The 13,843-nt window shown below is 61.9% G+C and carries 9 protein-coding genes; 7 read left to right on the top strand and 2 right to left on the bottom strand.

All coding sequences use genetic code 11. The features are described from left to right. The first annotated feature begins 8 nt into the window (after window positions 1-8). Window positions 9-788: a TSUP family transporter gene (locus AAEZ09_RS00980; protein WP_350597669.1), complete on the top strand. Its 780-nt coding sequence runs from the start codon at window positions 9-11 to the stop codon at window positions 786-788. Here the strand turns inward: AAEZ09_RS00980 and nudC are convergent. Both nudC and AAEZ09_RS00970 read right to left on the bottom strand, forming a co-directional pair. After that, the gene (nudC, locus tag AAEZ09_RS00975; protein WP_350597667.1) at window positions 756-1,586 is read right to left on the bottom strand and encodes an NAD(+) diphosphatase; all 831 of its coding nucleotides are present in this window, start codon (window positions 1,584-1,586) and stop codon (window positions 756-758) included. The genes AAEZ09_RS00980 and nudC overlap by 33 nt on opposite strands. A gap of 7 nt (window positions 1,587-1,593) precedes the next feature. Beyond that, a complete protein-coding gene (locus AAEZ09_RS00970) occupies window positions 1,594-2,406 on the bottom strand; it encodes a crotonase/enoyl-CoA hydratase family protein (protein WP_045058600.1) in 813 nt (270 codons plus the stop codon). Between the two features lie 560 nt (window positions 2,407-2,966). Between AAEZ09_RS00970 and glgA the strand changes: the two genes are divergently transcribed. From glgA to glgX, 6 genes are all read left to right on the top strand, one after another. Then, on the top strand, window positions 2,967-4,556 hold the full coding sequence (gene glgA, locus AAEZ09_RS00965) for a glycogen synthase GlgA (RefSeq protein WP_045058601.1): 1,590 nt from the start codon (window positions 2,967-2,969) through the stop codon (window positions 4,554-4,556). 14 nt (window positions 4,557-4,570) lie between these two features. Further along, a complete protein-coding gene (gene treZ, locus AAEZ09_RS00960) occupies window positions 4,571-6,367 on the top strand; it encodes a malto-oligosyltrehalose trehalohydrolase (RefSeq protein ID WP_350597665.1) in 1,797 nt (598 codons plus the stop codon). After that, window positions 6,364-8,442 (top strand): 4-alpha-glucanotransferase, encoded by a 2,079-nt coding sequence (gene malQ, locus AAEZ09_RS00955; protein WP_350597662.1) that lies wholly within the window; start codon window positions 6,364-6,366, stop codon window positions 8,440-8,442. Before treZ ends, malQ begins: the two co-directional genes overlap by 4 nt. Then, window positions 8,439-11,216, top strand: a complete 2,778-nt coding sequence (locus AAEZ09_RS00950; RefSeq protein WP_350597660.1) for a malto-oligosyltrehalose synthase — start codon at window positions 8,439-8,441, stop codon at window positions 11,214-11,216. Before malQ ends, AAEZ09_RS00950 begins: the two co-directional genes overlap by 4 nt. Before the next feature lie 21 nt (window positions 11,217-11,237). Next, a complete protein-coding gene (locus AAEZ09_RS00945) occupies window positions 11,238-11,567 on the top strand; it encodes a DUF2934 domain-containing protein (protein WP_350597659.1) in 330 nt (109 codons plus the stop codon). Between the two features lie 115 nt (window positions 11,568-11,682). After that, complete coding sequence (gene glgX, locus AAEZ09_RS00940; protein WP_350597656.1) at window positions 11,683-13,842, top strand: glycogen debranching protein GlgX; 2,160 nt, start codon at window positions 11,683-11,685, stop codon at window positions 13,840-13,842. The last annotated feature ends 1 nt before the right edge of the window (window position 13,843 follow it).

Below are 13,843 nucleotides of genomic sequence, written 5' to 3'. Positions count from 1 at the left end.
CCGACTCCATGCCTTTCGAACTCAGCGTTGACCTTACCACCCTGGCCATTCTCGCCGTCGTAGCCTTTATTGCCGGTTTCATCGACGCCATTGCCGGCGGTGGCGGGCTGTTGACCACTCCGGCCCTGCTCACGGCCGGGTTGCCGCCGCACCTGGTACTGGGCACCAACAAGCTCAGCTCGACCTTCGGCTCGGCCACGGCCAGTTTCACTTTCTACCGGCGCAAGCTGTTCCACCCGCGCCAATGGGTGCATGCGATTGTCGGCACACTGATCGGCGCGCTGACCGGCGCCGTGGTTGCGCACTACCTGCCGGCCGAATGGCTGAACAAGATGCTCCCGGTGATCGTGTTTGGCTGCGGCCTGTACCTGTTGTTCGGGGGCACGCCCAAGGCGCCGCTGGACAGCAACGCGCCGATCAGGAAAAAGTGGCAGTCGACCCAAGGCTTCACCCTCGGTTTCTACGACGGCGTGGCCGGGCCAGGCACGGGCGCGTTCTGGACCGTGAGCAGTCTGCTCATGTATCCCATCGACCTGGTGAAGGCCAGTGGCGTGGCGCGCAGCATGAACTTCGTCAGCAACATTGCGGCGCTGTCGGTGTTTGTGTTTTCCGGGCAGGTAGACTGGATCATCGGCCTGAGCATGGGCCTGTCGGTGATGGTCGGGGCGTTTTTCGGTGCTCGCACCGCCATCAGCGGCGGCGCGAAGTTCATTCGCCCGGTGTTCATCACCGTGGTGCTGGGCTTGACCGTGCGGTTAGCCTGGCAGCACTGGTTCAGCGTGGCCTAAACGCCGCGCCACATAGACGTCGATCAGGTAACGGGCAATCGAGCGTGACGCTGGCAACGGCGGCAGCTCGTGCACGTTGAACCACTGGGCGTCTTCGATCTCGTCCTCCTGGCAGACAATTTCGCCCCCGGCGTATTCCGCGTGGAAGCCCAGCATCATCGAATGCGGGAACGGCCAGCACTGGCTGCCCAGGTACTGGATGTTCTTCACTTCGATCTGCACTTCCTCGCGAACCTCGCGCACCAGGCACTCTTCGGCCGACTCCCCGGGCTCGGCAAACCCCGCCAGCGTGCTATAGACCCCGGCAACAAAACGCGGTGAGCGCGCCAGCAGGATTTCATCGCCGCGGGTGATCAGTACGATCATGCTCGGGGAGATGCGCGGGTAGTTGCGCAAATCGCAGGGCTGGCAATACATCGCGCGTTCCCGAGGCACCTGCACCATCGCCTGCCCGCAATTGCCACAGAAACGGTGCTCGCGTGCCCAGGTGCCAATTTGCGCGGCGTAGCCCAGCACCTTGTAGAGCGTGTGATCGCCTTCGAGCATGAACGCGCGCAAGCCCTTCCAGCCACAGCCGGGCACTTCACTGGTGCTCCGCAGCTCCAGCAGATAGACCGGCTCGCCGTCGAGATGGCCGATCCCATGCTCGGCGAGGATCGGCAGGTCCTGGCGCTTGAGCCACTCCCGAGGGAAGAGCGCGCCATTATCGTCATACAGAAAGCCTTCGGGGCTGCGAGCCACGGCCCAGCCCCCGGGTTTGTCAGTGTCCAGTACTGCAGTGGTCCAGCGTGAAGTCATGGTTAACTCAATCCAGAAATTCGGGTTTCTGTTTGCTCATGTGGGCCGCCATGGCCACGCGCAAGTCAGTGGATTGGAGCATTGCAGCGTTCCAGGTGGCAACGTATTCCAGGCCATCATCGATACGGTGGTCGCGCATGTAGCTGATCATCTCCTTGGTGCCGGTGATGGCGATCGGCGACTTGCTGGCGATTTCGCGGGCAATGCCCAGCACGCCGTCGAGCAGGCTGTCCTTGTCGCTGTAGATGCGATTGACCAGGCCGATGTCGCGCGCTTCCTCGGCGCCAAAAGAGCGGCCAGTGTAAGCCAGTTCACGCAGCATGCCGTCACCGATGATGCGCGGCAAGCGTTGCAGGGTGCCAACGTCGGCCGCCATGCCGATGTCGATTTCCTTGATCGAAAACTGTGCGTCCTGCGCGGCATAGCGCATGTCACAGGCGGCAATGAGGTCGATCGCGCCGCCCAGGCAATACCCTTGGATGGCCGCGAGCACCGGTTTGCGGCAGTTATCGACAGCCGTGAATGAGGCTTGCAGGGCCAGGATCTTGCGTCGCAGCAGGCGCGCATTGCGTCCGACGTCCTTGCCCAGCTCGTTGGCGACGCCGGCCAGCATCATCAGGTCGATGCCCGAGGAAAAGTGCTTGCCTGCACCACTGATCACCACTGCGCGCACTTCGTCGGTGTCGTCGATCCACTGGAAGATCTCGATGATCTCGCTCCAGAACGCCGCGTTCATCGAGTTGATCTTTTCCGGACGATTGATCTGCACATGGGCGACTTTATCCGCCAGTTCGACGGTGAACGCGGTGTACTGGGACATGGCAGTGATCCTTTACCTGGCAAAAAAGAGGCCCGAACTATAACAAGGCACCCGGTGCTGCAGTAAGGCAGCGCTTCAGCCAAATGCGGGACTGGCCAGCCCGCACCACAACAGTGCAACGAAACTGTCACACCTGGTCCATTATTGTGACTCGCCGGTCACATTGTGAGGCGTCACGCAAAATAAAACTGCCCTTCGTCGGTGCGATCACCCTTCGTCAGGCTCAGCCGTTACCCTTTGAAAAGGATTGTCGAACAATTTTCCCAAATGGGCTGGCCCGCTCTAGGTTCTGGCCTAGACTCCTTTTTGCCGGTTAAAACCGGTCAGTCACAACCGGGAAAATTAGAAGAAACTTTTGCTGCTGGCGCAAGGTCAGCTTAAAGGTGGGTGTGTTGCGACTGGTTCGATCTTTGCAACAGCCCTCTCCAGCCACTGTGCTTTAACGCGTTGGCAGCGTTTGCTCACCGATGCGTAGCGCGTTTGCGCCCGGCCATAGGGACAGGCCATCGAACATCGTTGGTGCCAGACCGAGAATTAGATCAACAACACGGGAGATTCATATGATCAGTGCGGCTTTAGATATTCAGGGAGAACGTGCTCATCAGCAGGTCGGCGAGTCGAGCACCGTAGTCAATGCGCAATCCGCTGCACCGGTTAACGTGACCAGTCCACGCAAACTGCCACCGGTAACCAGTCAGAATCCGAACAAGAAACGCGTCTTGTTCGTGACCTCCGAGATCGCCGATCTGGTCAAGACTGGCGGCCTGGGCGACGTTTCCGCCGCGCTGCCGCGGGCGATGGCGCATCTGCACGACGTGCGCGTGCTGATCCCCGGGTACCCGCAGGTGCTCCACAGCGAAAACCCAATTCACATCATCGGTGAGCTGGGCGGTCATGCTGCCCTGCCGCCTTGCAAGATCGGGCGCATGGACATGCCTGATGGCCTGGTCATCTACGTACTGATCTGCCCCGAGCTTTACGAGCGCGAAGGTTCGCCCTACGGCGCCAACAACGGTCGCGACTGGCCGGACAACCATATTCGCTTTGCCCGCCTGGGCCTGGCCGCTGCAGATATCGCAGCCAACCTGGCGCAGATTCACTGGTGCCCGGACCTGGTGCATGCCCACGACTGGCCAGCCGGCCTGGCGCCGGCCTACATGCATTGGCGTGGACAGCGCACCCCGACGCTATTCACCATCCACAACCTGGCCTATCAAGGTGTCACCAGCCTGGGTTCGTGCCCTGAACTGGGGATTCCCACCCATGCCCTGCAACAGGAAGGCATGGAGTTCTACGGCAAGATGTCGTTCCTCAAGGCTGGCATGGCTTACGCCAGCCACATCACTACGGTCAGTGCGACCTACGCCCAGGAAATCACTACGCCGGACTTCGGCTGTGGCCTCGACGGCTTCCTCGCCGCCAAGACCCAGCAAGGCCTGCTGAGCGGCATTCCAAACGGCATCGACGAGAGCTGGGACGCGGCGACCGATCCGCATCTGTTCTGCCCGTTCACCATTGGCGACTGGGACGGCAAGGCGGTGAATGCCGACCATGTACGCGAGCTGTTTGGCCTGGACGATTCCGAAGGCCCGCTGTTTGCGGTAGTTTCGCGGCTGGTCTACCAGAAAGGCCTGGACCTGACCGAAGCCGTCTCCGAATACATCGTCAAATCCGGCGGCCAGATCGCCATCATCGGTCGTGGCGAACCGGAAGAAGAGCAGGCCATGCGCGAGCTGGCCCTGCGCTTCCCCGGCCAGATCGGCGTGCGCATCGGCTTCAATGAAACCGACGCCCGGCGCATGTTTGCCGGCAGCGATTTCCTGCTGATGCCTTCGCGCTACGAACCCTGCGGCCTGAGCCAGATGTACGCCCAACGCTTCGGCTCCTTGCCGGTGGCACGCAATACCGGTGGATTGGCCGACACCATTGAAAACGGCGTCACCGGTTTCCTCTTCGACGAATCCACCGCAGAAAGCTATCAGGAGGCCCTGAGCCGCGCGTTCAAGGTATTTGCCTACCCGGACCTGCTCAACGCCATGCGCTGCCGTGCCATGGCTGCACCCTTCAACTGGTGCAAGGCCGTTGAACCCTACGCCGAACTCTACGAACAACTGGTCGCCAAGGCGCTGGGAAAATCGCACCGACAATAAGAGGTTTTTACCAGATGCCGTTACGGACCCTTGAAACCTGGCCCCACGGCGCAATTATGCTGGACGCACAACACACGCGTTTTGCCTTGTGGGCGCCAGATGCGTTTGACGTCAGCGTCGAACTGGAAGATGGACAATCCTTACCACTGCTGCCCCAGGCCCATGGCTGGTTCGTGATCGAGACGCGCTGCCCCGCCGGCACGCGTTACCGCTACAACATCGACGGCGAGTTGCAAGTGCCTGACCCGGCATCCCGGGCGCAGGCCGGCGACCTGCACCTGCACAGCGTGGTGGTCGACCCCGCTGCCTATCAGTGGCAACACACCCGCTGGCAAGGTCGGCCGTGGCACGAGGCGGTGATCTACGAGCTGCACGTGGGTGCACTCGGTGGCTTCAGTGGCGTCGAGCAGCACCTGGCGCGGCTGGTCGACATGGGTATCACTGCAATTGAGCTGATGCCCCTGGCGCAATTCCCCGGGAAGCGTAACTGGGGCTACGACGGGGTCTTGCCCTACGCGCCCCAAGCCTCCTACGGCACTCCGGAACAACTCAAGCACCTGATCGATACCGCACACGGCCTTGGCCTGGCGGTGATTCTCGACGTGGTCTACAACCACTTCGGCCCGGAAGGCAATTACCTGCATCGTTACGCCAAGGGCTTCTTCAACGAAGACAAACACACGCCCTGGGGGGCCGCCATTGACTTCCGTCGCCGCCAAGTGCGCGACTTCTTCATCGACAACGCCCTGATGTGGCTGATGGAGTACCGCTTCGACGGCTTGCGGCTCGACGCCGTACACGCCATCGAAAGCCCGGATTTCCTGCAGGAACTGGCACAACGCATCCGCCAGCAGACGACTCCCGGAAGGCACGTGTGGCTGATGCTGGAGAACGAACACAATCAGGCTAGCCTCCTCGAGGAAGGATTCGATGCCCAGTGGAACGACGATGGCCATAACGCCCTGCACGTGTTGATTACCGGTGAAACCGATGCGTATTACGCCGACTACGCCGAACAGCCGACCCGCCAATTGGCGCGCTGCCTGAGTGAAGGCTTTGTGTTCCAGGGCCATGTCAACCGCCACGGCCAAACCCGCGGTGAACCCAGCGGCCACCTGGAACCCACTGCGTTCGTGCTGTTCCTGCAGAACCACGACCAGATCGGCAATCGTGCCTTCGGCGAACGCCTGCACCAGCTCGCACACCCGGATGCCCTGCACGCTGCTACCGCGTTGCTGCTGTTGTCGCCGATGATTCCGCTGATGTTCATGGGCGACGAGTTCGGTGCCGAAGAGCCATTTCTGTTCTTCACCGATCACCACGGCGAACTGGCAGAGCTGGTACGCGAAGGCCGGCGTAACGAGTTCGCAGCCTTCAGTGCATTCGCTGACCCGGAAAAACGCGAGCGCATCCCCGACCCTAATGCACCGCAGACATTCGAAGCATCGATTCCAGACCTGACACCCGCTGAAACCCCGGCCATCCATGCGTTGTATCGGCGCCTGCTAAGCCTGCGCCATGCGCAAATCGTTCCGCGCCTGCCAGGCACGCGCTCCCTGGGCGCCCAAGTGTTGGCCCACGCCGCGGTGAGCGCACGCTGGCGGATGGGCGATGGCAGTGAGCTACGCATTGACCTGAACCTCGGCAACACACCCGTGGTCCACACTTCTCAGGCCGGTGCCCAGGTGTTGTTCGAACACCCGGCACACGCGACCAGCCTGTTGGATCAGGGGCAACTCGCCCCGTATAGCGCGCTAGTCAGCCTCAAGGCCGCAGCCCCTTTGCTACCCCCGGATGGAGAGCGCCAATGAGTGATGCGCAACTGGAAATACTTGCCAGCCGCGCCGGTCTGGCAGTCGACTGGATCGACGCCAACGGCCGCCCGCAAAAAGTTGCCCCTGCAGTACTACGCAATGTCCTGACAGGTCTCGGCCACCCCGCCGGCACCGCCCTGGAAATTGACGCCAGCCTGCTGCAGTTGCAGGAAGTCCAGCAAACCCGCCACCTGCCGCCGATGCTCACGGCGGATGTGGGTGTCGGGGTCGATCTGGCGCGCTACTTCGAGCCCGAGACCCCGTGTGAAATCCACCTCGAGGACGGCTCGCGGCTCAACCTGAAGCTGGATGCCAATTCAGTGTTGCCGGGCCTGGTACCGGTCGGTTATCAACACGTCAGCATCGATGGCCAGCAATTTACCTTGGCCGTCGCGCCAGCCCGCTGCTACAGCGTCGGCGATGCGGTAGACAACCCGATTCCCCGCGCCTGGGGCTTGAGCGTGCAGTTGTACTCCCTGCGCCGCCCGGGCGATGGCGGTTTCGGTGATACCCAGGCCCTCGAAGACCTGGCCCGAGTGGCCGGGGAACGGGGTAGCGACGCTTTGGCGATCAGTCCGCTGCACGCCATGTTCAGCAGTGACACCCAACGCTACAGCCCGTATTCGCCGTCCAGCCGCCTGTTCCTGAACAGCCTGTACGCCGCGCCCGGCGCCATTCTGGGTGAGCGGGCGGTGCGCGCCGCCATCGACGCCACCGGCCTGGCTGCCGAGTTCAAGCACCTCGAAGAACTGGCGCTGATCGACTGGCCGGTTGCCGCCGAGGCCAAGCATCGACTGTTGCAGGCATTGTACGAAGGGTTTGTGCAGGGTGAGCATCCCTTGCATCCCGACTTCAGCAGCTTTCGCCACGCCGGCGGCGAGGCGCTGGAAAATCATTGCCGTTTCGAAGCCATCCAGGAGGCTCGCGCAGCCAAGGGTGAAGCGCTCGACTGGCGCGAGTGGCCCGAGCAATGGCAAGACCCGCGCAGCGCTGCGCTGGCCGAATTTGCCGAAGAAAATGCCGGACGCATCGGCTTTTTCGCTTTCTGCCAATGGCTGATTACCCGTTGCCTGGAACGCGCACAAACAGCGGCCCGCGGCAGCGGCATGAGCATCGGCCTGATCGCCGACCTTGCTGTAGGCGCCGATGGCGGTGGCAGCCAGGCCTGGAGTCGCCAGGATGAGTTGCTCGCGTCCCTGACAGTGGGCGCGCCACCGGACATTTTGAATCGCACCGGCCAGGGCTGGGGCATTTCCGCGTTCTCGCCGGAAGGTCTCGTGCGCAACGGCTTTCGCGCATTCATTGAAATGCTGCGGGCCAACTTTGCCCACGCCGGCGGCCTGCGCATCGATCACGTGATGGGCCTGCAACGGTTATGGGTGATCCCCAATGGCGCGTCGCCTGCCGATGGTGCCTACCTCTACTATCCGGTGGATGACCTGCTGCGCCTGCTGACCCTGGAATCCCATCGGCACCAGGCCATCGTCCTCGGTGAAGACCTCGGCACAGTGCCTGAGGGTCTGCAGGAAAAACTCATCGCCCGCTCGATACTCGGCATGCGGGTGTTGCTGTTTGAACAGGATAACGCGCAGTTCAAGTCGATCCTCGATTGGCCGGACAATGCCCTGGCCACCACCAGCACCCATGACCTGCCGACGCTCAACGGCTGGTGGCACGGCCGCGATATCGACTGGAATGCCCGCCTCGGCATGACCGACGCCAGCAGTGAAATCGAATGGCGTCGCCACCGCGAACGTGAGCGTGAAGGCTTGCGCCGAGTGCTGGGCGAAGACCCGCAGAACTTTCGCGAAGAGTCCCATGAAACCGACCAGGTGCTCGACGCCAGTGTGCGCTTCCTGGGCCATACGCGCGCGCCATTGGTGCTGTTGCCGCTGGAAGACGCCTTGGGCATCGAGCAGCAGGCCAACCTGCCCGGCACCATTAACACCCATCCAAACTGGAGCCGGCGTTTGCCGGGCTACAGCGAGGCATTACTCGATGACCCCGATGCCGCCCGGCGTCTGGAACTGCTCGCCTGTGCGCGACTTCAAGCCGGTGAGCATGACCAATGAACCAACCATTAATCCAACCGTTGCGCGCGACTTTGCGCTTGCAGTTCCATAAAGACTTCACCCTGGATCAGGCGGTGCCCCTGGTGCCGTATTTCGCCAGTCTGGGCATCAGCCACGTGTACGCCTCGCCCCTGCTCGCAGCGCGCGCCGGGTCCATGCATGGCTACGATGTGGTGGACCCGACCCAGGTCAACCCGGAACTGGGCGGCGAACCTGCGTTGCGCCGCCTGGTAGCGGCCTTGCGTGAACAGAACATGGGGCTGATCCTCGACATCGTTTCCAATCACATGGCCGTCGGCGGCAGTGACAATCCCTGGTGGCTGGACTTGCTTGAATGGGGACGCCTGAGCCCCCACGGCGAGTTCTTCGATATCCAGTGGCATTCCCCCGACCCCTTGATGGAAGGCCAGTTGCTGCTGCCGTTTCTGGGCAGCGACTACGGCGTGGCATTGCAGGAAGGCACCTTGCCCCTGAGATTCGATCCCCAGCGCGGCTCGTTCCATGTCGAGCACTACGATCATCACTTCCCGATCTGCCCGAACAGCTACGGCGAGTTGCTCAGGAGCGATGACGAGCCGCTCAAATTCCTCGCCGATCGCTTCTCTGCCCTGAGCTACCAGACCGACGCCCACAGCCTGGCAGTACCGCTCAAGGAAGAGCTGCGCGAACTGGCCAGGGACCCGGCCATCCGGCAGCGCATCGAGCAGAATCTGCAAGGTTATGACTCGCGGACACCTGAGGGTTTTGAGCGCCTGCACTTGCTGCTCGAGCGCCAGAGCTACCGCCTCGCCAGTTGGCGGACAGCGGGCGATGACATCAACTGGCGGCGCTTTTTCGACGTCAACGAACTCGGTGGCCTGCGCGTCGAGCGTCCGGCCGTCTTCGAGGCGACCCACGCGAAGATTTTCGAGCTGGTGGCCGAAGGCCTGATCGACGGGCTGCGCATCGACCATATTGACGGCCTGGCCGACCCGCGTGGCTATTGCCGCAAACTGCGGCGTCGGGTCGACTCGCTGTCGCCCGAGCGCCACCTGCCAATCTACGTCGAGAAGATCCTCGGTGAAGGCGAAGCGCTGCATCGCGACTGGTCGGTGGACGGCACCACGGGCTACGAGTTCATGAACCAGTTGTCGCTGTTGCAACACGATCCCGAGGGCGCCCAACCTTTGGGTGAACTGTGGAGCAAGTACAGCGAACGGCCTGCGGACTTTCGCCAGGAAGCCCAACTGGCGCGCCAGCAGATCCTCAACGGTTCATTGGCCGGCGATTTCGAAAGCGTGGCCCAGGCACTGCTGCAAGTGGCTCGGGATGACCTGATGACCCGCGACCTGACTCTGGGTGCGATCCGCCGCGCGCTGCAGGAATTGATCGTGCATTTTCCGGTGTACCGCACCTACATCAGCCCGCTTGGACGTTCCGACGAAGACGATGTGTTCTTCCAGCAGGCCCTGGCAGGAGCGCGGCAGACCCTCGGCGAGGCCGACTGGCCGGTGCTCGACTGCCTGGCCGGGTGGCTGGGTGGCAAGCAATGGCGTAAGCGCCCCATCGGGCGCTCGCGCAAGATTCTCAAGCATGCCTGCGTACGCTTCCAGCAACTGACGTCACCGGCGGCCGCCAAGGCGGTCGAGGACACGGCGTTCTATCGTTCGGCAGTATTGCTGTCGCGCAACGACGTGGGCTTCAGCACCGAACAGTTCAGCGCGCCCGTCGCTGATTTTCACCAGGCTTGCCTGCAGCGCTTCGAAGCCTTCCCGGACAATCTGCTGGCTACGGCCACCCATGACCACAAACGCGGTGAAGACACCCGCGCGCGACTGGCCATATTGAGCGAGCGCAGCGCCTGGTATGCCGAACAGGTGCCGCTGTGGCAAACCCTCGCCCGGCCGTTGCGTGACGACGAGCAGATGCCGTCTGCCGGCGACGAGTTGATCCTCTACCAAGCCGTCCTCGGCAGCTGGCCGCTGGACCTGCGCAGTGACGATCAGGCGGGCCTCGAGGACTACGCCAAGCGCCTTTGGCAGTGGCAACAGAAAGCCTTGCGCGAAGCCAAATTGCAAAGCAGCTGGAGTGCGCCCAATGACGCCTACGAGCGAGCGGTCCAGGTCTTCATCGAGCGCTTGCTCCTGAGTGCCGAGGGTGAACTGTTGCGCTCGGCCCTGGCCAAGGCCGCCCAGGCACTCGCGGCACCGGGTGCCCTGAACAGTCTGGCGCAAACCTTGCTGCGCATGACGGTGCCTGGGGTGCCGGACTTGTATCAGGGTAACGATTACTGGGACTTTTCGCTGGTGGATCCGGACAACCGCAGGCCCGTGGATTACCACAGCCGGCAGCAAGCCATGGCACAACCCCGGGAGCTGACCGAGCTGCTGGCGGCCTGGCGCGATGGGCGCATCAAGCAGACGCTGATTCGCCGCACCCTCAACCTGCGCGCCGAGCATGCCCAACTGTTTGCCCGTGGCAACTATCAGCCACTGGAAGTGGTCGGCAGCCAGGCCCACAGAGTGCTCGCCTTCATGCGTGAACATGCAGGCAACAGGGCGGTAGTGATCGTACCGATTCGTTGCGCCGAACTGCTGAAAAACAGTGCCCAACCCTTGGTCGATGCGCTGCAGTGGGGCGACACCCGGGTCAAATTACCGTTTGAGGCATCCGCAGAAAATCTGAAGGGACTTTTTCCTGGCGCCACAGTCACAAATCACAAGGAGCTGAACATCAGCACCGCGCTGGGCGAATTCCCGGTCAATCTTTTTATCCAATTTTCTACCCAAGCTTGAGTTCAGTTCAGGAGCATAGCGATGAGTACCGACGATAAACGCGTTCGCGAATTTGCCTATCAGATCTGGGAGTCGGAAGGACAACCCGAGGGCCAGGAAGCCCGTCATTGGGAGATGGCTCGCAAACTGGCCGAAGCTGAAGCGCTGGCCCCCAGCAAGTCGCCCAAGGCGCCTGGCAGCAAAGGTGTTGCTGGCAAGGCTGCCAAGCCCAACGGCAAGCTTGAGGACAAGCCTGCTGCCAAGCCCAAGGCCGCCGCCAAGGCCAAGCCTTCAGCCGCTTCCTCGGTGATACCGCCAGGCGAAAAGGCTCCCGAGAAAAAGCCGCGATCGACTAAAAAACCTTCGGTCTGACGACAGACTTTCTGATTTTGACTGGATTCATGGCGAGCTTGCTCGCCATGTCGGGGTCGTTCGCCCTGAAAACACTATCGCCACACCGTACTCGACCCCATTTGCAGGAGCATTTATGAGCAGTCCAAAAAAACCCGCGACAGAACCTCACGCCGAGGCCTCGCGAATTCGTGAGGGCCTGCCCTTCCCGCTCGGTGCTACCTGGGACGGCCTGGGTGTCAACTTCGCGTTGTTTTCCGCCAACGCGACCAAGGTTGAACTGTGTATTTTCGATGATTCGGGCGAGGTCGAACTCGAACGCATCGAATTGCCCGAATACACCGACGAGATCTACCACGGCTACTTGCCCGACGCCCATCCCGGGCTGATCTACGGCTACCGTGTGTATGGCGCCTACGACCCGGCCAATGGTCACCGCTTCAACCATAACAAATTGCTGATCGACCCTTACGCCAAGCAACTGGTCGGCGAGCTGAAATGGTCCGAGGCGTTGTTCGGCTACACCATCGGCCACCCCGACGCCGACCTCAGCTTCGACGAACGCGACAGCGCGCCCTTCGTACCCAAGTGCAAGGTCATCGATCCGGCACACACCTGGGGCCACGACCACCGCGTCAGCGTGCCGTGGGACAAGACGATCATCTATGAGACCCACGTCCGTGGCATCAGCATGCGTCACCCTTCGGTTCCGGAAAACGTGCGGGGCACCTTTGCCGGCCTGATGGTGGACGACGTGCTGGAGCACATCCGCAAACTGGGTGTGTCGTCGGTCGAACTGCTGCCGATTCACGCCTTCGTCAACGATCAGCATCTGCTGCACAAGGGCATGACCAACTACTGGGGCTACAACAGTATTGCGTTTTTCGCCCCGGACCCGCGCTACCTGGCCAGTGGCAAGATCGCCGAGTTCAAGGAGATGGTTGCGCACCTGCACGAAGCCAATCTGGAAGTCATACTCGACGTGGTCTACAACCACACCGCCGAGGGCAACGAGCAGGGCCCGACCCTGTCCATGCGGGGCATCGACAACGCGTCGTACTATCGCCTGATGCCCGACGACAAGCGCTACTACATCAACGACTCCGGCACCGGTAACACCCTGGACCTGAGCCACCCCTGCGTCCTGCAAATGGTCACTGACTCTTTGCGTTACTGGGCCACGGAAATGCACGTGGACGGTTTCCGCTTCGACCTGGCGACCATCCTCGGGCGCTACCACGACGGTTTCGACGAGCGCCACAGTTTCCTTGTCGCCTGCCGCCAGGACCCGGTACTGCGCCAGGTGAAAATGATCGCCGAGCCATGGGATTGCGGCCCCGGTGGTTATCAGGTCGGTGGCTTCCCGCCAGGCTGGGTTGAGTGGAACGACAAATTCCGTGACACGGTGCGCTCCTTCTGGAAAGGCGATGACGGCCAGCTGGCGGATTTCGCCAGTCGCATGACGGCATCCGGCGAGATGTTCAACCAGCGCGGCAGACGCCCATATTCGTCGGTGAACTTCATCACCGCCCACGACGGCTTCACCCTCAATGACCTGGTGTCGTACAACGACAAGCACAACGAGGCCAACGACGAGAACAATCAGGACGGCAGCAACAACAACCTGTCCTGGAACCACGGCGTCGAAGGACCGACCGACGATCCGGAAATCAACGCGCTGCGCCAGCGGCAGATGCGCAACTTCTTCGCCACGCTGCTGCTGTCCCAAGGCACGCCGATGCTGGTTGCCGGTGACGAGTTCGCGCGCACCCAGGACGGCAACAACAACGCCTATTGCCAGGACAGCGAAATCGGCTGGGTCAACTGGGACCTGAGCGAAGACGGCAAGGCCCTGCTGAAATTCGTCAAGCGCTTGATCAAGTTGCGCCTGGCCTACCCGATCCTGCGTCGCGGACGCTTCCTGGTGGGCAACTACAACGAGGATATCGGCGTCAAGGACGTCACCTGGCTGGCCCCGGATGGCAGCGAGATGTCCATCGAGCAATGGGAAGACGCCCATGGACGCTGCCTCGGCATGCTGCTGGACGGCCGCGCCCAGGAAACCGGGATTCGCCGCAAGGGAGCAGATGCCACCCTGCTGCTGGTGGTGAATGCGCATCACGACATCGTCAACTTCACCTTGCCGGAAGTCCCTGAGGGCGTGTTCTGGACGTGCATGGTCGACACCAATCAACCCTCGATCCGTGGTCAGGAACGCTTCGAGTTTGGCCATGAATATTCCGTGACTGGCCGCTCGCTGCTGTTGTTCGAACTGCAGCGTGAGGAAGACGAGTGAA

Origin of the sequence: Pseudomonas sp. 65/3-MNA-CIBAN-0223 (assembly GCF_040310425.1) — a bacterium.
Taxonomy (GTDB): domain Bacteria; phylum Pseudomonadota; class Gammaproteobacteria; order Pseudomonadales; family Pseudomonadaceae; genus Aquipseudomonas; species Aquipseudomonas gregormendelii.
Note: the sequence above shows the minus strand (reverse complement) of the source record. Positions and strands in the feature narration are given on the sequence as shown.

Bases quoted from the DNA above. Each gene is read 5' to 3' on its own strand.
- AAEZ09_RS00980 (WP_350597669.1), top strand. From the start codon at position 9: ATGCCTTTCGAACTCAGCGTTGACCTTACCACCCTGGCCATTCTCGCC.
- treZ (WP_350597665.1), top strand. From the start codon at position 4,571: ATGCCGTTACGGACCCTTGAAACCTGGCCCCACGGCGCAATTATGCTG.
- glgX (WP_350597656.1), top strand. From the start codon at position 11,683: ATGAGCAGTCCAAAAAAACCCGCGACAGAACCTCACGCCGAGGCCTCG.
- AAEZ09_RS00950 (WP_350597660.1), top strand. From the start codon at position 8,439: ATGAACCAACCATTAATCCAACCGTTGCGCGCGACTTTGCGCTTGCAG.
- AAEZ09_RS00970 (WP_045058600.1), bottom strand. From the start codon at position 2,406: ATGTCCCAGTACACCGCGTTCACCGTCGAACTGGCGGATAAAGTCGCC.
- glgA (WP_045058601.1), top strand. From the start codon at position 2,967: ATGATCAGTGCGGCTTTAGATATTCAGGGAGAACGTGCTCATCAGCAG.
- AAEZ09_RS00945 (WP_350597659.1), top strand. From the start codon at position 11,238: ATGAGTACCGACGATAAACGCGTTCGCGAATTTGCCTATCAGATCTGG.
- nudC (WP_350597667.1), bottom strand. From the start codon at position 1,586: ATGACTTCACGCTGGACCACTGCAGTACTGGACACTGACAAACCCGGG.
- malQ (WP_350597662.1), top strand. From the start codon at position 6,364: ATGAGTGATGCGCAACTGGAAATACTTGCCAGCCGCGCCGGTCTGGCA.